The organism is Citrobacter sp. wls714, from assembly GCF_005281025.1.
Classification (GTDB): Bacteria; Pseudomonadota; Gammaproteobacteria; order Enterobacterales; family Enterobacteriaceae; genus Citrobacter; species Citrobacter werkmanii.
The window spans coordinates 248,980-269,340 of the sequence record NZ_SZWZ01000105.1 but is presented as its reverse complement, the minus strand read 5'-3'; the positions used below and the strand labels follow the sequence as shown (position 1 = coordinate 269,340).

Here is a 20,361-nt window from a genome sequence, read left to right as displayed (position 1 = left end):
TTAACTGATTAGTATCAGTTCATGCCGTATTTTTTCAGTTTTTTACGCAGCGTACCACGGTTGATGCCCATCATCAGGGCAGCACGGGTCTGGTTACCGCGGGTGTATTGCATCACCATGTCCAACAGGGGCTGTTCTACTTCAGCCAGTACCAGCTCATAGAGATCATTAACGTCTTGACCATTCAATTGAGCAAAATAGTTCTTCAGTGCCTGTTTAACCGAGTCACGCAGGGGCTTTTGAGTTACCTGGTCCTGAGAGTTAACGGTAGAAACGGTCAGTACGTCAGAATTTACGCGTTGTTCGAACATAGTTCTGTCAGCTCTTTATTTCTGTTTACGCAAAATTTTCGAAGTATGCCTCCAACGCCGCCAGCTGTTCGCTGGAATCTTCAATGGCGTTGAATGTGCGCCGAAACTGGTCATCCGGAGCGTGTTCCTGGAGATACCAGGATACGTGTTTACGCGCAATTCGGTACCCTTTTGCCTGACCATAAAAGTCATGCAGTTCCCGAACATGCGCACAAAGCAAGCGCTTCACCTCTGCCAGTGGCAGTGGGGGCAGCAGCTCCCCAGTGTCCAGATAATGCTGGATTTCCCGAAAGATCCAGGGTCTTCCCTGAGCTGCACGGCCTATCATCAGGGCATCCGCCCCCGTATAGTCGAGTACAGCTCTGGCTTTAAGCGGGTCAGTAATGTCGCCATTCGCGATAATCGGAATGGAAACTTTCTGCTTAACTGCCCGAATACTGTCGTACTCAGCATCTCCATTGAACAAACAGGCGCGGGTGCGTCCATGAATGGTCAGAGCCTGAATGCCACAGTCTTCAGCCAGTTGGGCAATCTCTACGCAGTTACGGTGTTCCGGAGCCCAGCCGGTGCGAATCTTGAGTGTGACAGGAACGTCCACTGCATTGACGACCTCGGTTAGTATTGATTTCACTAAATCCGGGTACTGCAAGAGGGCTGAACCTGCGAGCTTGCGATTCACTTTTTTAGCCGGACACCCCATATTGATATCAATAATCTGGGCGCCGCTTTCCACGTTAATACGTGCGGCATCGGCCATCTCAACAGGATCGCTACCGGCAATTTGCACCGTGCGAATTCCTGGCTCATCAACGTGCACCATCCGTAAACGAGACTTGTCGCTTTCCCAAACCTGCGGGTTAGAAGACATCATCTCGGATACCGTCAATCCGGCTCCCATCTCATAGCACAGCGTCCTGAATGGTCTGTCAGTGATGCCAGCCATAGGTGCTGCGATCAGGCGATTTCTGAGCTGGTATTGTCCGATGCGCATGAGTTAAGAAATGACCATACTGTGACTGCAAGGCGGCGTATATTACGCATTTTTCGCACGAGATGAAAGGCCAAACTTTGACCAATCCACTGAGGTGGATCAATGAATTGCTGGTTAAGTACACAGTTTCAAATTAAAATCTTTAATAATCATTTGGATACGTGGTTGCGCTAATTTGTCATCCGTTTATAAATTCCGAAAACTTCTCTTTTTTTATTATGGCCAGCCTTAGGTTATCAGGATAAAAAGCTGTTTTTGTGAGCAAATAGTGACTTTGTAATGCGATCTCGCTCTCATTTCCGCAAATCCTTTTGCGAAAAAAAGAGCGATTTTTGCGTTACCAACGGTAACGAGAAGGGATTATTTTTTCTGTCCGGTAATGCGACACCACTCTTCTTTCTCGATAACCGGATCGAGCGTAAAGAGATCGGCATAGGCTTCACAGACGCTTTCCGCCTGGCTGGCAAGAATACCAGAAAGCCCCAGTAAACCGCCCTCAACGGGCAGCACGCTGATTAACGGAGCCAGTTCACGTAATGGGCCTGCAAGGATGTTGGCGACCACCACATCGGCTTTCATCGCCTCTGGCTGGTCTTTAGGCAGATAAAGTTCCAGACGCTCAGAAACGCCATTACGCTGGGCGTTATCACGGCTGGCCTGAATCGCTTGCGGATCGATATCCACACCAATCGCTTTCGCCGCACCCAGCTTCAGTGCCGCAATGGCAAGAATGCCGGAGCCGCAGCCAAAGTCGATAACCGTTTTACCGTTAAGATCGAGACCATCTAGCCATTGCAGGCACAGAGAGGTGGTTGGGTGAGTGCCAGTACCAAACGCCAGGCCCGGGTCGAGCATCACGTTGACGGCGTTCTCATCAGGGACATCGCGCCAGCTTGGGCAAATCCACAGACGTTCACCAAAGCGCATTGGGTGGAAGTTATCCATCCATTCGCGTTCCCAGTCTTTGTCTTCAAGCTGTTCGATTTTATGCGCGAAGCCAGCACCCAGCAGCGGATGCCGCTCCAGAATAGCAACGACCTCTTTCATGTCGGTTTCTGCATCGAACAAGCCGATAACGTCGGTATCGCCCCACAGGCGAGTCTCGCCCGGCAGTGGTTCAAATACCGGCGTATCATGCGTATCCTGGAAGGTAATGGAAACGGAGCCCGCTTCCATCAGTGCGTCGCTCAACTCTTCAGCGTTTGCACCGGTCGTGTTCAGTTTCAGTTGAATCCATGGCATGGCAAAACTCTTTATTTATCAGTAGTCAATATGGCGGCTTGCGGAACGGCGGAACCGAAACGGTTGCCGATCAGGAAAGCCAGCAAACTTATCAGTAACGAGGGCACAATCGGATGAAAGCCCAGGTACTGAATGTTAAAGGTAGCGAGTACGGCATAAAGTACGCCGCCGACAATCATTGCGCTCAGTGCGCCAGCCGCGTTTGCCCGCTCCCAGTAAAGGCCCAGCACCAACGGCCACAGGAAGACGGCTTCCAACCCGCCAAACGCCAGCAGGTTAAGCCAGATAATCATTTCTGGCGGCTTCCACGCGGCCAGCAACAGTAACGCGCCCAGCAGCAGAGTGATCACTGCCGACATGCGTTTCAACCGTGTTTCATTTTGCAGTTGTTCCGGGCGAAGGTTCAGATAGAGATCTTTAATGATCGTAGCGGAACTTTGCAGCAATTGGGCATTGATCGTCGACATGATCGCGGCCATGGGCGCGGCGAGGAAGATCCCGGCTGCTACCGGCGGCAAGACTTTTACCATTAGCGTGGGAATAACCAGATCCGGTACCGTCAGGTTAGGGATCACCGCCCGGCCCAACGCGCCGGCCAGATGCATACCAAACATCAGGACAGCCACTACGATAGTGCCAATGATAATTCCGCGGTGTACCGCTTTGCTGTCCTTATAGGAGATGCAGCGCACCGCCGTATGCGGCAGGCCAATCACGCCAAAGCATACCAGTACCCAGAACGAGGTCATAAACGTGGGGGACAGAATGTCATCAGCGCCCTGCGGCGAGACCAGTTTAGGATCGATGGTTTGCAGAGTGACCACCGCATTGCTGAGACCACCGGCGGCATGGACGACACCGACCAGCAGTACGATAGTCCCAATCAGCATCACCATGCCCTGCATCGTGTCGTTCAACACGCTGGCGCGAAATCCGCCAAACGCCGTGTATAACGCGATACTGACGCCAAAAATCAGCAGGCCGGTTTCGTAAGGGATACCCGCTGCCGTTTCCAGCAAACGCGCGCCGCCAATAAACTGTACGGTCATTGCACCGACAAACGCGACCAGCAGGCTGAGGCTCGCCAGCCATACCAGCAGGCGGCTTTGGTAGCGGGCAAACAGCATATCGTTGAGGGTAACCGCATTATAACGGCGTGCAAGAATGGCGAATTTTTTGCCGAGAATACCCAACGACAACCAGACGGCGGGCAGTTGGATCATCGCTAACAAAACCCATCCCAGTCCGTATTTGTAAGCGGCACCTGGGCCGCCGATAAACGAGCTGGCGCTAATGTAAGTTGCCGTTAGCGTCATGGCTAACACGACCCCGCCCATAGAGCGGCTGCCGAGGAAATATTCATTCAGGAAGGTGCCAGTCGACCTTTTGCGCATGGCGTAAACAGAGAGGCCGAAAACCACCAGAAGATAGGCGACCAGCGGCAAAATAACTTCAAGCTGCATCATCATCCTCCAGAGGAATGTCGCGATAAATAAACTTCACCATCGCCCAGCACAGTACGATGAAAACCAATGGCGTCAGCAGACAGGCCATTTCAAACCAGTGCGGCAGGCCAGTAAAACCCAGAGTGGAGTCTGGTAAGTAAGCGGCCACTAACCATGCGGCAAGATATAAAAGGGTCAGCCACAGCGCCCAGCGCGCCTCTTTATGGGCCTGAACAAAACGAGCGTCCATTTTTTGTCCCTTGTGGATAAAGAAAGCGGGGATTGTACCTTATGGCACGTATGGGAGGGGAGAAAAACAAAAGGCCGGAATTTCCGGCCTTTTCGGTTAACGCTTGCTTACTTTTCCTGAAGTCCGAGTTTTTTCTCCAGGTAGTGGATATTGGTTCCACCATGCTGGAAGTGCTCGTCATTCATGATACGGATCTGCAGATCAACGTTGGTTTTGATGCCGTCGATGATCAGTTCCTGCAAGGCGTTTTTCATGCGTGCGATAGCGACGTCGCGGTTTTCGCCATAGCAAATCAGCTTACCGATCATTGAGTCATAGTACGGAGGTACTGTGTAACCTGCGTAAATATGAGACTCCCAGCGCACACCAAAGCCACCCGGCGCGTGGAAACGCGTGATTTTACCCGGGCTCGGCAGGAAGGTATTCGGGTCTTCGGCGTTGATACGGCACTCTACCGCATGACCTTTAACCACAACTTCGTCCTGCTTGATGGACAGCGGTTGACCCGCAGCGATGCGCAGCTGTTCTTTGATCAGGTCAACACCGGTGATCATTTCGGTTACCGGGTGTTCAACCTGAATACGGGTGTTCATTTCAATGAAGTAGAACTCACCGTTTTCGAACAGGAACTCGAAAGTACCCGCGCCACGATAGCCGATATCAACGCACGCTTTAGCGCAACGCTCGCCGATGTAGCGACGCAGTTCCGGAGTAATGCCCGGCGCTGGTGCTTCTTCGACAACTTTCTGGTGACGACGCTGCATGGAGCAGTCACGCTCTGCCAGATAAATCGCGTTACCCTGACCGTCTGCCAGCACCTGAATTTCGATGTGGCGTGGGTTTTCCAGGTATTTCTCCATGTAGACCATGTCGTTATTGAAAGCCGCTTTCGCTTCCGCTTTGGTCATGGAGATGGATTGCGCCAGTTCGGCATCGCTGCGCACGACGCGCATACCGCGACCGCCGCCGCCGCCGGAGGCTTTGATGATAACCGGGTAGCCGATGCGTTTAGCATGAGCGCGGTTAGCGTCCATGTCATCGCCCAACGGACCGTCAGAGCCAGGAACAGTCGGTACGCCAGCTTTCTTCATCGCGGTAATCGCGGACACTTTGTCGCCCATCAGGCGGATGGTGTCGGCTTTCGGGCCTATGAAGATAAAGCCAGAACGTTCTACCTGCTCAGCAAAGTTGGCGTTCTCAGAGAGGAAGCCATAACCCGGATGAATTGCCACCGCGCCGGTGATTTCAGCGGCGCTAATGATAGCCGGGATGTTCAGATAGCTTTTTACGGACGGAGCCGGGCCAATACAGACCGTCTCATCCGCCAGCAATACGTGTTTTAAATCGCGATCCGCGCTTGAATGCACAGCGACAGTCTTGATGCCCAGTTCTTTACAGGCACGAAGAATACGCAAGGCAATCTCGCCGCGGTTAGCGATGACAATTTTATCCAACATGTTCGCCTCGTTATTCGATGACGACCAGCGGCTCGTCAAATTCTACCGGTTGACCACTTTCTACCAGAATCGCTTTAACGACGCCGGATTTGTCGGCTTCGATCTGGTTCATCATTTTCATGGCTTCAACGATGCACAGGGTATCGCCCGCATTCACTTTCTGGCCGATTTCGATGAACGCTTTCGCATCCGGGCTCGGGGTGCGGTAGAACGTACCAACCATTGGGGAGCGTACGATGTGACCACTGATTTCCGCTGCTGCCGGAGCTTCCATACTTGGAGAGGCAGTTTGTGCGACAGCGTTAGACAGAGCTGGCTGCTGCATCACTGGTGCAGCATAAGCCTGTTGCATCATTGGAAAACTTGCAGCTGGCGCCGCACGGCTGATGCGTACAGACTCTTCGCCTTCAGAAATTTCCAGTTCGGAGATGCCTGATTCTTCAACCAGCTCGATCAGTTTTTTAATCTTACGAATATCCATGAGTGGGTTCCGTACTCTTTGTTTAGTGAGATTGTGACAGGCGTTTTACCGCCGTCTGTATAGCATTTTTATAACAGTGAGTGACAAGATGCCACGCATCTCAGGCGTTGCACTGGGTGCCGTTGCCTTTAAGTGAGATTGCCAGACTTGTTCGTCATTGTGCGGCTATCTTCTGCCATTTTCGGGTAAAAGACAAAATATACCTTCAATATCCGATTGTCACCCTTTCCGCGCCGTAAAAACGCTACCGGGGATAGCAAAGGCGCACATTATAACTATTTCGTAGCAATTGGCAGCTAAATACTGGTCTTATCAGGGAAGATAATCAACCGTTAACATGTAAAGAAAATCGGATCGTCCGTGTTTTGCAACGCACTGCACATATCGTGAAACTACCGCCACCACTGGCGAAACTTCCTGTAGCGGCAGGCTAACAGCAGCGCAGCAAGTGCGGCATAAATAATCGGTTGAGGGGAGATAATTTTAACCGACCACAGATAATGTATGGGTGCCAGGATCGCCACAAGATAGACGAAGTTGTGCAGAAATTGCCAATTCTTACCCAGCTTTCGCTGTGCAGATTGCGTGGACGTTAAGGTGAGAGCAAATAATATGACCCAACTGACAATGCCCAACATCAAATACGGTCGCGAGATTAATTCCCGCCCCAACAACGCCAGATTATGAATACCCAATTCCAGTAACGCGTAGCTGGTTAAATGCAGCGTCGCCCAGGCGAAACACCATAGCCCTAACAGGCGACGAATGCGTATCAATAATGGCTGTTTAGCGTAGCGCGCGAGGGGAGAGACCAGCAAGGTCGCCAGTAAGAATTTCAGAGCTGTCCTACCGGTAAAGTGCTGGATATCTTTGACCGGATCGGCGCTCAAACCGCCATGATTTACCGCCCAAAAGAGCCAGATGAACGGCAAAAAGCCGGCAAGATGCAGGCAAACTTTCAGCCCGGTAATGTGCTTTGCAGTCAGACGCACTTAAAAATTCTCCTGCAGATTAAGGCCACGATACAGGGAAGCTACTTCTTCGGCGTAACCGTTAAACAGCTGTGTGGGTTGACGCTGTACATCCAGAATACCGCCAGCGCCAATAAAGCGTTCGGTGGCCTGGGACCAGCGGGGGTGATCGACATGCGGATTCACGTTGGCATAAAACCCATATTCATTGGGCGCGGCCAGGTTCCAGGTTGTCGGCGGGCGTTCGCGGGTTAATTTGATACTCACGATCGACTTTATGCCCTTAAATCCGTATTTCCACGGCACAATTAAGCGGATGGGGGCGCCATTTTGCGGCGGAAGGGCCTTACCATAAACCCCTACGGTAAGCAGAGTGAGTGGATGCATCGCTTCATCCAGGCGTAACCCTTCAACATAGGGATACTTCAGCCCGCCGCCAATAAAACGATCTTTCTGTCCTGGCATTTCATCCGGCGCGTAGCGCGTTTCGAAAGCGACATATTTTGCGTTGCTGGTGGGTTCAACCTGCGCCAGCAGTTTATGTAATGGAAAGCCAATCCACGGCACCACCATTGACCAGGCTTCCACGCAGCGCATCCGATAAATCCGCTCCTCCAATGGGAAACGGGTGGTCAGCGCATCATGATCGAGAGTGAGTGGTTTTGCGACTTCGCCAGTGATTTTCAAGGTCCACGGATCGGTTTTCAGACTGCCGGCGTTGGCCGCTGGATCCGCTTTGTCGAGACCAAACTCATAGAAGTTGTTGTAGCCAGAAACCTTATCCGCTGGCGTTAAAGGAAGCGAATTTTGCCAGGCGGTGGGCTTGCTGAAATTAAGCGGCTTACCCGCAGGCGCCGGAGGGCGGTCATTACCCTTAAACCAGCTAAGAAGGTCGGCCTGCGCAGAGAGGGGCAAAGACAACGCGGCTGCGCTGATCCCTAATGCTTGCAGTACCTGACGGCGCTGCATAAAAAAAGCCGACTCGGCGGTGACGTCGGCTTCTGTAAATGGACGTAATTTCTTCATAACAGACTCCCGGCTTACGCATCATGACAGATAGGGGATGCGTAGTTAATATGGCAGGGAGTCTCTATATATGCCGCGAAATTTCGTTAGTTAAGTGTAAATTTCTGCGCTGGTGCCTGTTATTTCACCTTCACCAGGGTACGGCCTTGCACCTGGTTATTGATGATGGCATCGGCGAACTTCGGCGCATCCGCCAGCGTAATCTCCGTGGCGGCCTGAGCATAGAACGATTCCGGCAGATCTTTAACTAAACGCGCCCAGGCTTCCGCGCGGCGTGCCGGCGGGGTCATCACCGAGTCCACCCCTTGCAGACGAACGTTACGCAGAATGAATGGCATAACGGTGGTCGGCAGCGCGAAACCGCCTGCCAGGCCGCAGGCAGCTACGCAGCCACCGTAGTTCATCTGTGCCAGGACTTTCGCCAGCACTTTATCGCCAACGGTATCAATTGCACCGGCCCACAGTTGTTTTTCCAACGGGCGAGATTCAGCAAACTCATCGCGGCCAAGAATACGGTTAGCGCCCAGGCTCTTCAGGTAGTCGTGGGTGCTTTCGCGGCCTGATACTGCCGCAACCTGATAGCCCAGCTTATGCAGTAATGCAACGGCAGTGCTGCCCACGCCGCCGCTGGCGCCAGTGACGACAATCTCACCGTCTTGTGGGCGAATACCTGCATCTTCAAGCGCCATGACGCACAGCATAGCGGTAAAGCCGGCGGTGCCGATGACCATCGCTTTACGCCCGTCCAGCCCTTGCGGCAGCGCTACCAGCCAGTCGCCTTTGACGCGCGCACGTTCCGCCAGCCCGCCCCAATGGTTTTCACCTACACCCCAGCCGGTCAGTAAAACTTCCTGACCTGTATGAAAACGGGGATCTTCGCTGGCGCGAACGGTTCCGGCGAAATCAATGCCAGGAATCATCGGAAAGTTGCGAATGATTTTACCCTTGCCGGTGATAGCAAGGGCGTCTTTATAGTTCAGGCTCGACCAGTGGACATCCACCGTTACATCGCCTTCCGGGAGCTGGTTTTCGTCGAGGGGTTGAACGGATGCGAGGGTTTTTCCGTCCTGCTGTTCTAAGATCAAAGCCTGCATAACCTGTCCTCAATTCATATAGTGGATTGGAAAATTGTTAATGAAGACTATACTCGCTAATCAAAACATGATGCCGATTCTGCGCAATAAATTGCCAGATATACCTGATTTGGTAGTATGCCCCCACAGTTTGCATAAATTGGCGGATTTTGCGTTCAGTTTTGCATTTTCGAGTCGCTTTATCTCTTTTACACCTGTTTCATAACTGTCGGAGTTAACACAAGGATGCGATTAACGACGAAATTCTCAGCTTTTGTCACGCTGCTTACTGGGTTAACGATCTTTGTGACTCTGATTGGCTGCTCGCTGAGTTTCTACAACGCTATTCAATATAAGTTCACTACGCGAGTGCAGGCGGTGGCGACGGCGATTGATACACATCTTGTCTCCCACGATTTCGTTTCGCTGACACCGCAAATCGATGAACTGATGGTTTCTGTTGATATCGTGCGTATCGAGTTGCTGCAAGGGGAGCATACAGTGTATGACCACTCCCGAACCAGCAGCTACCGCCCGGCAGGAACGAACAACCTCTACCGCGACATCACCGTACCGTTGGTCAAGCATCCGGGAATGTCAGTGCGACTGGTTTATCAGGATCCGATGGGCAACTATTTCCACTCGCTCCTGACTACCGCGCCGCTCACGCTGGCCATTGCATTTATTATTCTGATGCTCTTTTTGTCGGTACGCTGGCTTCAGCGTCAGCTTTCAGGCCAGGAGCTACTGGAGATTCGTTCCACGCGTATTCTGAACGGTGAACGCGGGCCGAATGTTCGAGGAACGGTCTATGAATGGCCAGCGCGCACCAGCAGTGCGCTCGATATGTTGCTGACTGAAATTCAAAATGCCCGCGAGCAACGTAGTCGACTGGACACCCTGATTCGTTCCTATGTTGCGCAGGATACAAAAACAGGGCTGAGTAACCGTCTGTTTTTTGATAACCAATTGGCCACGCTGCTGGAAGATCAAGAAAAGGTGGGATCGCATGGCGTCGTGATGATGGTGCGTCTGCCGGACTTTACTCTGCTGCGAGATAGCTGGGGAATCACCCAGGCGGAAGAGCAAATTTCAACGCTAATCAATTTGTTGTCGACGTTTATGACGCGTTATCCGGGGACATTGCTGGCGCGCTACCACCGTAGCGATTTTGCCATCCTGCTGCCACATCGCACGCTGAAAGAAGCCGAAAGCATCGCCGGGCAATTATTAAAAGCGGTCGATGCGCTTCCGACTAATAAAATGATCGATCGTGCCGATATGGTTCATATTGGCATTTGCGTTTGCCGCAGTGGGCAGTCGACGGAACAGGTGATGGATCATGCTGAGGCCGCCACCCGGAATTCGGTCCTGCAGGGCGGGAACAGCTGGTCGGTCTATGATGACTCCCTGCCGGAAAAAGGCCGGGGCAACGTGCGTTGGCGAACACTGATTGAACAGATGCTCAGCCGGGGCGGACCGAGAATATATCAAAAACCTGCGGTAACGCGTGAAGGACGGGTACACCACCGGGAACTGATGTGTCGTATTTTTGATGGCAGCGAAGAGGTTATCTCAGCGGAATATATGCCGATGGTGCTGCAATTTGGCCTGGCTGAAGAGTATGACCGTTTGCAGTTAAGCCGTCTGATCCTGCTTTTGGGCTACTGGCCGCAGGAAAGCCTGGCGATGCAGATAACGGTTGAATCGCTAATTCGCCCACGTTTTCAGCGCTGGTTGCGTGATACGTTGATGCAGTGCGAAAAATCACTACGCAAACGCATAATTATTGAACTTGCTGAGGCAGATGTCTGTCAACATATCAGCCGATTACAGCCCGTCATCCGATTGATGGATGCGCTAGGGGTACGAATCGCCGTTACGCAGGCCGGTTTAACGCTGGTGAGCACCAGTTGGATTAAAGAGCTTAACGTTGAGTTATTGAAGCTGCATCCAAGCCTGGTAAGGAATATTGATAAGCGAACCGAAAACCAACTGTTGGTTCAAAGCCTGGCGGAGGCCTGTTCAGGCACGCCAACGCAGGTTTACGCCACGGGCGTTCGTTCGCGTAGCGAGTGGCATACGCTCACGGAACGCGGAGTTGCTGGTGGGCAAGGGGATTTTTTTGCCGCATCACAGCCACTTGACACTAACGTGAAAAAATATTCGCAAAGATATTCGGTTTAACCTGCCGTTTAATTCGTTTTCACGTAGAATAACGCGCGCTGTGCCTTCTGGGGGTGTGCTTGTCTGCTCGCCAGGTTGTAACAGCAAACATGCAGGTGAATGACCTTTGACAGGTTGCAAACAAAAGCGAGGAATGCTGCTGATTTTTTCAGCCCTGATGGACTCAGGCCGGTTTTGTAACAAAGGAAACGAACTGCACTAATTTTCACCGTAGCAGATGATTTTTGCGCCTTGTCGCTGCTGCGTGTGGTTGGTAAAGTAAGCGGATTTTGTTTTCCGCCCCAGCTTTCAGGATTATCCCTTAGTATGTTGAAAAAATTTCGTGGCATGTTTTCCAATGACCTGTCCATTGACCTGGGTACCGCGAATACCCTTATTTATGTAAAAGGACAAGGCATCGTATTGAATGAGCCTTCTGTTGTGGCCATTCGTCAGGATCGTGCCGGTTCGCCGAAAAGCGTGGCTGCAGTAGGTCATGATGCGAAGCAGATGCTGGGTCGTACACCGGGCAATATCGCTGCAATTCACCCAATGAAAGACGGCGTTATCGCTGACTTCTTCGTGACTGAAAAAATGCTCCAGCACTTTATCAAACAAGTGCACAGCAATAGCTTCATGCGCCCAAGCCCGCGCGTACTGGTGTGTGTACCGGTTGGCGCAACCCAGGTTGAACGCCGTGCGATCCGTGAATCCGCCCAGGGTGCAGGTGCCCGTGAAGTCTTTTTGATCGAAGAGCCGATGGCGGCCGCGATCGGTGCGGGTTTGCCAGTTTCTGAAGCAACCGGTTCAATGGTTGTGGATATCGGTGGTGGTACCACTGAAGTTGCCGTTATCTCCCTGAACGGTGTGGTTTACTCTTCTTCCGTACGTATTGGTGGTGACCGCTTCGACGAAGCCATCATTAATTACGTTCGTCGTAACTACGGTTCTCTGATCGGTGAAGCCACCGCAGAACGTATTAAACACGAAATCGGTTCTGCTTATCCGGGCGACGAAGTCCGCGAGATCGAAGTTCGCGGCCGTAACCTGGCTGAGGGTGTTCCACGCGGCTTTACCCTGAACTCCAACGAGATTCTGGAAGCGCTGCAGGAACCGCTGACCGGTATCGTGAGCGCGGTAATGGTTGCACTGGAACAGTGCCCGCCAGAGCTGGCTTCAGACATCTCCGAGCGCGGTATGGTGCTGACCGGTGGCGGTGCGCTGCTGCGTAACCTTGACCGTCTGTTAATGGAAGAAACCGGTATTCCAGTTGTTGTTGCTGAAGATCCGCTGACCTGCGTGGCGCGCGGTGGCGGCAAAGCACTGGAAATGATCGATATGCACGGCGGCGACCTGTTCAGCGAAGAGTAATCGGACGCAGGTAGGGTGACCCGCGGGTTGCCCTACCGCTCTGATACGAGAATACGCATAGACTATGAAGCCAATTTTTAGCCGTGGCCCGTCGCTACAGATTCGCCTTATTCTGGCGGTGCTGGTGGCGCTCGGCGTTATTATTGCCGACAGCCGCCTGGGTACGTTTAGTCAAATCCGAACGTACATGGATACCGCCGTCAGTCCTTTCTACTTTATCTCTAATGGTCCTCGTGAATTACTCGACGGCGTGTCGCAAACGCTGGCTTCGCGTGACCAACTCGAACTTGAAAACCGGGCGCTGCGTCAGGAACTGCTGCTGAAAAATAGCGAGCTGCTGATGCTGGGGCAATATAAACAGGAGAACGCGCGTTTGCGCGAGCTGCTGGGATCGCCATTGCGTCAGGACGAACAAAAGATGGTGACGCAGGTCATCTCAACGGTTAATGACCCTTACAGCGATCAGGTCGTGATCGACAAAGGGAGCGTTAACGGCGTCTACGAAGGTCAGCCAGTTATTAGCGACAAAGGTGTAGTGGGTCAGGTCGTTGCGGTAGCAAAACTGACCAGCCGCGTGCTGTTGATTTGCGATGCGACACATGCTCTGCCAATCCAGGTTCTGCGTAACGATATTCGCGTCATTGCTGCGGGCAACGGTTGTACGGACGATCTTCAGCTCGAACATCTGCCGGCGAACACCGATATTCGCGTTGGCGATGTGCTGGTGACTTCCGGTTTGGGTGGACGCTTCCCGGAAGGTTATCCGGTTGCTGTTGTTTCTTCCGTTAAGCTGGACACTCAGCGTGCTTATACCGTCATTCAGGCACGTCCGACCGCGGGTTTGCAGCGTTTGCGCTATCTGCTGCTGTTGTGGGGAGCCGATCGTAACGGCGCCAATCCGATGACGCCGGAAGAAGTACACCGTGTTGCCAATGAACGTTTGATGCAAATGATGCCGCAAGTTCTGCCTGCGCCAGATGCTATGGGGCCGCCAGCGCCAGTACCGGCACCTGCGACAGGCGTCACTACAGCGCCTACGGACACCACGCCGCCACAACCTGCTCCGCGTAAGCCGGGAGGACAGTAAGTGGCAAGCTATCGTAGCCAGGGGCGTTGGGTTATTTGGCTTTCGTTCCTTATTGCACTGTTGCTGCAAGTTATGCCCTGGCCGGATGACATTCTTGTTTTCCGGCCAAATTGGGTGCTGCTCATCTTGTTGTATTGGATTCTGGCGCTGCCGCATCGCGTCAATGTAGGCACAGGGTTCGTGGTAGGTGCAATACTGGATCTCATTAGCGGTTCCACGCTTGGCGTGCGGGCCTTGTCGATGAGTATCATTGCCTATCTGGTTGCACTGAAATTCCAGCTATTCCGCAACCTCGCGCTCTGGCAACAGGCGCTGGTGGTCGTGTTGTTATCACTGGTCGTGGATATTATTGTTTTCTGGGCCGAGTTTTTAGTGATCAATGTCTCTTTCAGACCCGAAGTGTTCTGGAGTAGTGTAGTGAATGGTGTGCTCTGGCCATGGCTATTCTTACTGATGCGTAAAATCCGTCAGCAGTTTGCGGTGCAATAAGGTTGATATGAATACTCTGTATCTTGCTTCAGGTTCTCCACGTCGTCAGGAACTGCTCGCTCAACTTGGTGTTACGTTTGAACGGCTGATTCCTGGGATTGAAGAACAGCGGCACCCGCAGGAAAGCGCGCAGCAGTACGTTTCTCGTCTGGCGCGCGAAAAAGCGCAGGCTGGCGTTGCGCTGGCGCAGCGCGATTTGCCGGTATTGGGTGCGGATACCATTGTTATTCTTAACGGCGAAGTGTTGGAAAAACCGCACGACGCCGCCCATGCCGCCGCAATGCTGCGTAAACTGTCTGGCAACACGCATCAGGTCATGACCGCCGTGGCATTAGCCGATCGCCAGCACAGTCTGGACTGTCTGGTAGTGACGGAAGTGACGTTCAGAGCACTCACCGATGAGGACATCGCGGGTTATGTTGCCAGCGGTGAACCAATGGATAAAGCAGGTGCATACGGTATTCAAGGGTTGGGTGGCTGTTTTGTCAGGAAGATAAATGGCAGCTATCACGCCGTAGTCGGCTTACCGCTGGTAGAAACGTATGAGTTGCTGACCAATTTTAACGCACTGCGTGAGCAAAGGGATAAACATGACGGCTGAATTGTTGGTAAACGTAACGCCATCGGAAACACGGGTGGCTTACATTGATGGCGGTATTCTGCAGGAAATTCATATTGAACGTGAGGCGCGACGTGGAATCGTAGGCAATATCTACAAAGGTCGTGTAAGTCGTGTGCTTCCGGGTATGCAGGCGGCTTTTGTAGATATTGGACTGGATAAAGCCGCATTTCTTCACGCTTCAGACATCATGCCGCATACCGAATGCGTGGCCGGTGAAGAACAAAAACAGTTCACCGTACGCGACATTTCTGAACTGGTTCGCCAGGGCCAGGATTTGATGGTGCAGGTGGTAAAAGATCCACTGGGAACTAAGGGCGCCCGCCTGACGACGGACATTACGCTGCCTTCCCGTTATCTTGTATTTATGCCGGGTGCATCGCACGTTGGCGTTTCCCAACGTATCGAAAGCGAAACCGAACGCGAACGCCTGAAAAAAGTGGTTGCCGATTACTGTGATGAGCAGGGCGGATTTATCATTCGTACGGCGGCGGAAGGCGTATGCGAAGAGGATCTGGCCTCGGATGCTGCCTACCTGAAGCGCGTCTGGACGAAAGTCATGGAGCGCAAAAAACGCCCGCAAACGCGCTATCAGATGTATGGCGAACTGGCGCTGGCGCAGCGCGTTTTGCGTGATTTTGCCGATGCCCAGCTTGATCGGATCCGCGTCGACTCTCGCCTGACCTATGAGGCGTTGCTGGAATTTACGGCGGAGTACATTCCCGAGATGACCAGCAAGCTGGAGCATTACAGCGGACGTCAGCCCATTTTCGATCTCTTTGACGTTGAGAATGAAATCCAGCGCGCGCTTGAACGCAAAGTTGAGCTGAAATCCGGCGGCTATTTGATCATCGATCAAACCGAAGCGATGACCACCGTGGATATCAATACCGGCGCGTTTGTTGGACATCGTAATCTCGACGACACTATTTTTAATACTAATATTGAAGCAACGCAGGCCATTGCGCGTCAGCTGCGTTTGCGTAATCTGGGCGGCATTATCATTATCGATTTTATCGACATGAATAATGAAGACCATCGGCGCCGGGTGTTGCACTCTCTGGAGCAGGCTCTGAGCAAGGACCGCGTAAAAACCAGTATTAACGGTTTTTCACAGCTGGGCCTGGTAGAGATGACGCGCAAGCGCACGCGTGAAAGCGTGGAGCATGTGCTGTGCAATGAGTGCCCTACCTGCCATGGACGCGGTACCGTGAAAACGGTGGAAACAGTATGCTATGAAATCATGCGCGAAATTGTCCGCGTACACCATGCATACGACTCCGATCGCTTCCTGGTTTATGCATCTCCGGCAGTGGCGGAAACCCTGAAAGGCGAAGAGTCGCATGCGCTGGCAGAAGTCGAAATCTTTGTGGGTAAACAGGTCAAAGTCCAGGTTGAACCGCTCTATAACCAGGAGCAGTTCGACGTCGTAATGATGTAATTGAGTAGTAGCACCAGCGCATGTAGGCCGGATAAGGCGCAAGCGCAGCCATCCGGCAATATACACTCAAGGGGTGTGAGTCACATTTTTTTGCAGACAAGGAGAGGCGCGTGAGGCGATTGCCGGGGATATTACTGCTCACTGGAGCCGCATTCGTTGTCATTGCAGCGCTGCTGGTCAGTGGACTACGCCTTGCGCTACCTCATCTTGATAGCTGGCGTCCGGCCATTCTCAGTAAGATTGAATCCGCGACCGGTTTGCCCGTTTCTGCCAGCCAACTTTCCGCCAACTGGCAAAATTTCGGCCCTACGCTTGAGGCGCGTGATATCCACGCGCAGCTCAAAGACGGCGGTGAGTTTTCGGTAAAACGCGTCACGTTAGCGCTGGATGTCTGGCAAAGTTTGTTGCACATGCGCTGGCAGTTTCGCGATCTCACCTTCTGGCAACTGCAGTTGCGCACCAATACCCCCATCCAGAGTAGTGAAAGCGGAGATGGAATTGAAGCGGGTCACCTCAGCGATCTCTTCCTGCGTCAGTTTGATCATTTCGATCTCCGCGACAGTCAAATTAGCTTTTTAACCCTCTCAGGCCAGCGCGCGGAACTGGCGATTCCTCAGCTTACCTGGCTGAACGGTAAAAACCGGCATCGTGCTGAGGGTCAGGTCAGTCTTTCCAGTCTGACTGGGCAGCATGGCGTTATGCAGGTGCGCATGGATCTGCGCGACGATAATGGGCTATTGAATAATGGTCGGGTCTGGTTGCAGGCCGACGACATTGACGTCAAACCGTGGCTGGGCAAATGGATGCAGGATAATGTCGCGCTGCAAACCGCGCGTTTTAGCCTGGAAGCATGGATGACGATCAATAAAGGCGTCGTCTCCGGGGGGGATGTCTGGCTGAAAAAAGGCGGTGCCAGCTGGCTGGGTGAAAACCGCACGCATACGCTCTCTGTTGATAATCTGACGGCGCACATCAGCCGGGAACAACCGGGCTGGCAATTCTCTATTCCCGATACCCGTATCACCATGGATGATAAACCCTGGCCGAGCGGGGCGTTAACGCTGGCCTGGATCCCGGAGCGGGAAGTCGGTGGTGAGAATAACAAGCGCAGCGACGAGCTTCGTATTCGTGCCAGTAATCTGGAACTGGCTGGATTAGAAGGGTTGCGCCCGATGGCCTCAAGGTTATCGCCTGCGCTGGGTGATATTTGGCGCGCCACGCAGCCGAGCGGCAAAATAGATGTGCTGGCGCTGGATATCCCGTTACAGGCGACAGAAAAAACCCGCTTTCAGTCTGCATGGACCAATTTGGCCTGGAAACAGTGGAAGTTGTTACCGGGGGCTGAGCATTTCTCTGGTACGCTGGCGGGCAGCGTGGAAAATGGTGCGCTTACTGCCTCCATCAAGCAAGCCCGCATGCCGTATGAGACTGTCTTCCGCGCACCATTGGAAATAGAAAACGGCGTGGCGACGCTAAGCTGGCTGAAGAATGATAAAGGTTTTCAGTTAGATGGGCGCAACATTGATGTCAAAGCGAAAGCGGTACATGCGCGCGGTGGTTTTCGCTATCTGCAACCGACCGGTGACGAGCCATGGTTAGGCATTCTGGCGGGGATCAGTACTGATGACGGCTCTCAGGCCTGGCGCTACTTCCCGGAAAATCTGATGGGCAAAGAGCTGGTTGACTACCTCAGCGGCGCGATTCAGGGTGGCGAAGCGGATAATGCCACGCTGGTGTATGGCGGCAACCCGCATTTGTTCCCGTATCTGCACAATGAAGGGCAGTTTCAGGTCCTGGTGCCGCTACGCAATGCTAAATTCGCCTTCCAGCCCGACTGGCCTGCGTTGACTGACCTCAATATTGAACTGAACTTCATTAACGACGGTCTGTGGATGAAAACGGATGGCGTTAATTTAGGCGGCGTAAAAGCCAGTAACCTGACGGCCAATATTCCCGACTATGCAAAAGAAAAGCTGCTGATTGATGCCGACATCAACGGGCCGGGCAAAGCGGTTGGACCTTATTTTGATGATACGCCGCTAAAAGATTCTCTTGGCGCCACGCTTGAACAGTTGCAGATTGATGGAGATGTGAATGCTCGCTTACATCTCGATATCCCGTTGGATGGCTCGCTGGTTACGGCCAAAGGTGACGTCAATCTGCGTAATAACAGTCTGTTTATTAAACCGCTCGACAGCACGTTGAAGAATTTGACCGGTAAATTCAGCTTTGTGAACGGCGATCTGCAGAGCGAGCCGATGACGGCAAACTGGTTTAATCAGCCGCTGAACGTCGACTTTTCCACTACCGAAGGGGCTAAAGCCTATCAGGTGGCGGTGAATCTGCAAGGCGACTGGCAGCCAAACCGTATGGGGATTTTGCCGCCGCAGGTGAACGATGCGTTAAGCGGCAGTATGGCGTGGAATGGCAAGGTGGGCATCAATCTTCCGTACCATGCCGGGGCGACCTACGACATTGCGTTAAAGAGTGACCTGAAGAATGTAAGTAGTCACTTACCCGCTCCACTGAATAAGGCGGCCGGCGAGGCTCTGCCGGTAAACGTGAAGGCCAACGGCAATCTGCGTAGCTTTGATCTCACCGGCAATGCAGGGAGCAAGAATCACTTTAACAGTCACTGGCTGCTGAATCAGAAGCTGACCCTTGACCGCGCTATCTGGACGTCGGAAAGCCGCACCGTGCCCGCATTACCCGATCAGCAAGGCATTGAACTCAATCTTCCCCCTATGGATGGCGCGCAATGGCTGGCATTGTTCCAGAAAGGCGCTGCGGATAACGTTGGCTCGAACGCCAACTTCCCACAGCGTATCACGGTACGTACGCCATCGTTGTCTCTGGGGGGGCAGCAGTGGAATAATTTGAGTATTGTGTCTGAGCCTTCGGGCAGCGGTTCCAGCGTGCAGGCGCAGGGGCGTGAGATTAACGCCACGCTGGCTATGCGCAATAACGCCCCGTGGCTGGCGAACATTAAATATCTTTATTACAACCCGAGCGCCGCAAAGCCGTCTCCCGGTACAGCGCCAGCGTCGCCTTTCTCTACCATCAATAACGTCAGCTTCCGTGGCTGGCCGGATGTTCAGCTCCGCTGTGCAGAGTGTTGGCTGTGGGGACAGAAATATGGACGTATTGATGCCGATGTGGCGATCAAAGGCGATACGCTCACGTTGAGCAACGGTCTGTTGGATACCGGCTTTGCCAGACTGACAGCCGACGGCGAATGGGTGAATGTGCCGGGTAAAGAGCGTACGTCACTGAAGGGAAAACTGAACGGCAAAAAAATTGACTCTGCCGCCGGTTTCTTTGGCGTATCGACGCCGATTCGTAACTCTTCATTCAATGTGGAGTACGACCTGCACTGGCGTAATCCACCGTGGGATCCGGATGAAGCGTCGCTGAATGGGATTTTGCGCACCCGATTGGGCAAAGGTGAGCTTACCGAACTTAGTACCGGACATGCGGGGCAGCTGTTACGCTTGTTAAGCTTTGACGCGTTGCTACGTAAACTGCGCTTTGATTTTAGCGATACCTTCAGTGAAGGCTTCTATTTCGACTCTATTCGCAGCACGGCGTGGATTAAAGATGGCGTGATGCATACCGACGACACGCTGGTGGACGGTCTGGAAGCCGACATCGCGATGAAAGGCTCGGTGAATCTGGTACGCCGTGAACTGGATATGGAAGCGGTTGTCGCACCTGAAATTTCTGCCACCGTTGGGGTTGCCGCCGCGTTCGCCGTTAACCCGATTGTCGGCGCGGCGGTGTTTGCCGCCAGTAAGGTTCTGGGACCGCTGTGGAGTAAAGTTTCGATTCTGCGTTACCGTATCACCGGTCCGGTTGATAAGCCGCAGATTAACGAAGTTCTGCGCCAGCCGCGCAAAGAAAGCCAGCAATGATTTGACGGGGGCAAGTAATTGCCCCAATCT

General features: G+C 52.9%; 18 protein-coding genes. 7 read left to right on the top strand and 11 right to left on the bottom strand.

All coding sequences use genetic code 11. From position 1 onward, the window contains the following. Positions 1–14 precede the first annotated feature (14 nt). The 10 genes from fis to FDX11_RS24360 form a co-directional block, all read right to left on the bottom strand. On the bottom strand, positions 15–311 hold the full coding sequence (gene fis, locus FDX11_RS24405; protein ID WP_000462905.1) for a DNA-binding transcriptional regulator Fis: 297 nt from the start codon (positions 309–311) through the stop codon (positions 15–17). 25 nt (positions 312–336) lie between these two features. Further along, positions 337–1,302 (bottom strand): tRNA dihydrouridine synthase DusB, encoded by a 966-nt coding sequence (dusB, locus tag FDX11_RS24400; protein ID WP_061382541.1) that lies wholly within the window; start codon positions 1,300–1,302, stop codon positions 337–339. Between the two features lie 360 nt (positions 1,303–1,662). Next, entirely contained in the window at positions 1,663–2,544 is an 882-nt protein-coding gene (gene prmA, locus FDX11_RS24395; protein WP_042311354.1) for a 50S ribosomal protein L11 methyltransferase, read from the bottom strand. An 11-nt stretch (positions 2,545–2,555) separates the two neighbouring features. Then, positions 2,556–4,007 (bottom strand): sodium/pantothenate symporter, encoded by a 1,452-nt coding sequence (gene panF / locus FDX11_RS24390; RefSeq protein WP_042311352.1) that lies wholly within the window; start codon positions 4,005–4,007, stop codon positions 2,556–2,558. Continuing rightward, positions 3,997–4,239, bottom strand: a complete 243-nt coding sequence (locus tag FDX11_RS24385) for a YhdT family protein (protein WP_006687800.1) — start codon at positions 4,237–4,239, stop codon at positions 3,997–3,999. The genes panF and FDX11_RS24385 overlap by 11 nt, the downstream gene beginning before the upstream one ends. 107 nt (positions 4,240–4,346) lie before the next feature. Further along, positions 4,347–5,696, bottom strand: a complete 1,350-nt coding sequence (gene accC / locus FDX11_RS24380; protein WP_003828838.1) for an acetyl-CoA carboxylase biotin carboxylase subunit — start codon at positions 5,694–5,696, stop codon at positions 4,347–4,349. Positions 5,697–5,706: 10 nt separating this feature from the next. Then, complete coding sequence (gene accB, locus FDX11_RS24375) at positions 5,707–6,177, bottom strand: acetyl-CoA carboxylase biotin carboxyl carrier protein (protein ID WP_003025210.1); 471 nt, start codon at positions 6,175–6,177, stop codon at positions 5,707–5,709. 392 nt (positions 6,178–6,569) lie between these two features. After that, positions 6,570–7,169 (bottom strand): protein-methionine-sulfoxide reductase heme-binding subunit MsrQ, encoded by a 600-nt coding sequence (msrQ, locus tag FDX11_RS24370; RefSeq protein WP_042311350.1) that lies wholly within the window; start codon positions 7,167–7,169, stop codon positions 6,570–6,572. Next, entirely contained in the window at positions 7,170–8,174 is a 1,005-nt protein-coding gene (gene msrP, locus FDX11_RS24365; RefSeq protein ID WP_042311348.1) for a protein-methionine-sulfoxide reductase catalytic subunit MsrP, read from the bottom strand. 119 nt (positions 8,175–8,293) lie between these two features. After that, a complete protein-coding gene (locus FDX11_RS24360; RefSeq protein WP_042311346.1) occupies positions 8,294–9,268 on the bottom strand; it encodes an MDR family oxidoreductase in 975 nt (324 codons plus the stop codon). 225 nt (positions 9,269–9,493) lie between these two features. Between FDX11_RS24360 and csrD the strand changes: the two genes are divergently transcribed. After that, the gene (csrD, locus tag FDX11_RS24355; RefSeq protein WP_061382538.1) at positions 9,494–11,434 is read left to right on the top strand and encodes an RNase E specificity factor CsrD; all 1,941 of its coding nucleotides are present in this window, start codon (positions 9,494–9,496) and stop codon (positions 11,432–11,434) included. A gap of 8 nt (positions 11,435–11,442) precedes the next feature. Here csrD and FDX11_RS25205 read toward each other — a convergent pair whose 3' ends face one another. Continuing rightward, positions 11,443–11,763 carry a hypothetical protein gene (locus tag FDX11_RS25205; RefSeq protein WP_154050627.1) on the bottom strand — a complete coding sequence of 107 codons (321 nt, stop codon included), beginning with the start codon at positions 11,761–11,763 and terminating at the stop codon, positions 11,443–11,445. On the opposite strand from FDX11_RS25205, the gene mreB reads away from it, so the two are divergent. From mreB to yhdP, 6 genes are all read left to right on the top strand, one after another. Further along, complete coding sequence (gene mreB / locus FDX11_RS24350; protein WP_052977885.1) at positions 11,741–12,784, top strand: rod shape-determining protein MreB; 1,044 nt, start codon at positions 11,741–11,743, stop codon at positions 12,782–12,784. The two genes, FDX11_RS25205 and mreB, sit on opposite strands and share 23 nt — an antisense overlap. Before the next feature lie 64 nt (positions 12,785–12,848). After that, entirely contained in the window at positions 12,849–13,871 is a 1,023-nt protein-coding gene (gene mreC / locus FDX11_RS24345; RefSeq protein WP_042311343.1) for a rod shape-determining protein MreC, read from the top strand. Then, positions 13,872–14,360: a rod shape-determining protein MreD gene (gene mreD / locus FDX11_RS24340; protein WP_038634362.1), complete on the top strand. Its 489-nt coding sequence runs from the start codon at positions 13,872–13,874 to the stop codon at positions 14,358–14,360. 7 nt (positions 14,361–14,367) lie between these two features. After that, a complete protein-coding gene (locus tag FDX11_RS24335; RefSeq protein WP_042311341.1) occupies positions 14,368–14,961 on the top strand; it encodes a nucleoside triphosphate pyrophosphatase in 594 nt (197 codons plus the stop codon). Beyond that, entirely contained in the window at positions 14,951–16,420 is a 1,470-nt protein-coding gene (rng, locus tag FDX11_RS24330) for a ribonuclease G (RefSeq protein WP_003828822.1), read from the top strand. Before FDX11_RS24335 ends, rng begins: the two co-directional genes overlap by 11 nt. A 110-nt stretch (positions 16,421–16,530) precedes the next feature. Continuing rightward, complete coding sequence (gene yhdP, locus FDX11_RS24325) at positions 16,531–20,331, top strand: AsmA2 domain-containing protein YhdP (RefSeq protein WP_137398647.1); 3,801 nt, start codon at positions 16,531–16,533, stop codon at positions 20,329–20,331. Positions 20,332–20,361 lie beyond the last annotated feature (30 nt).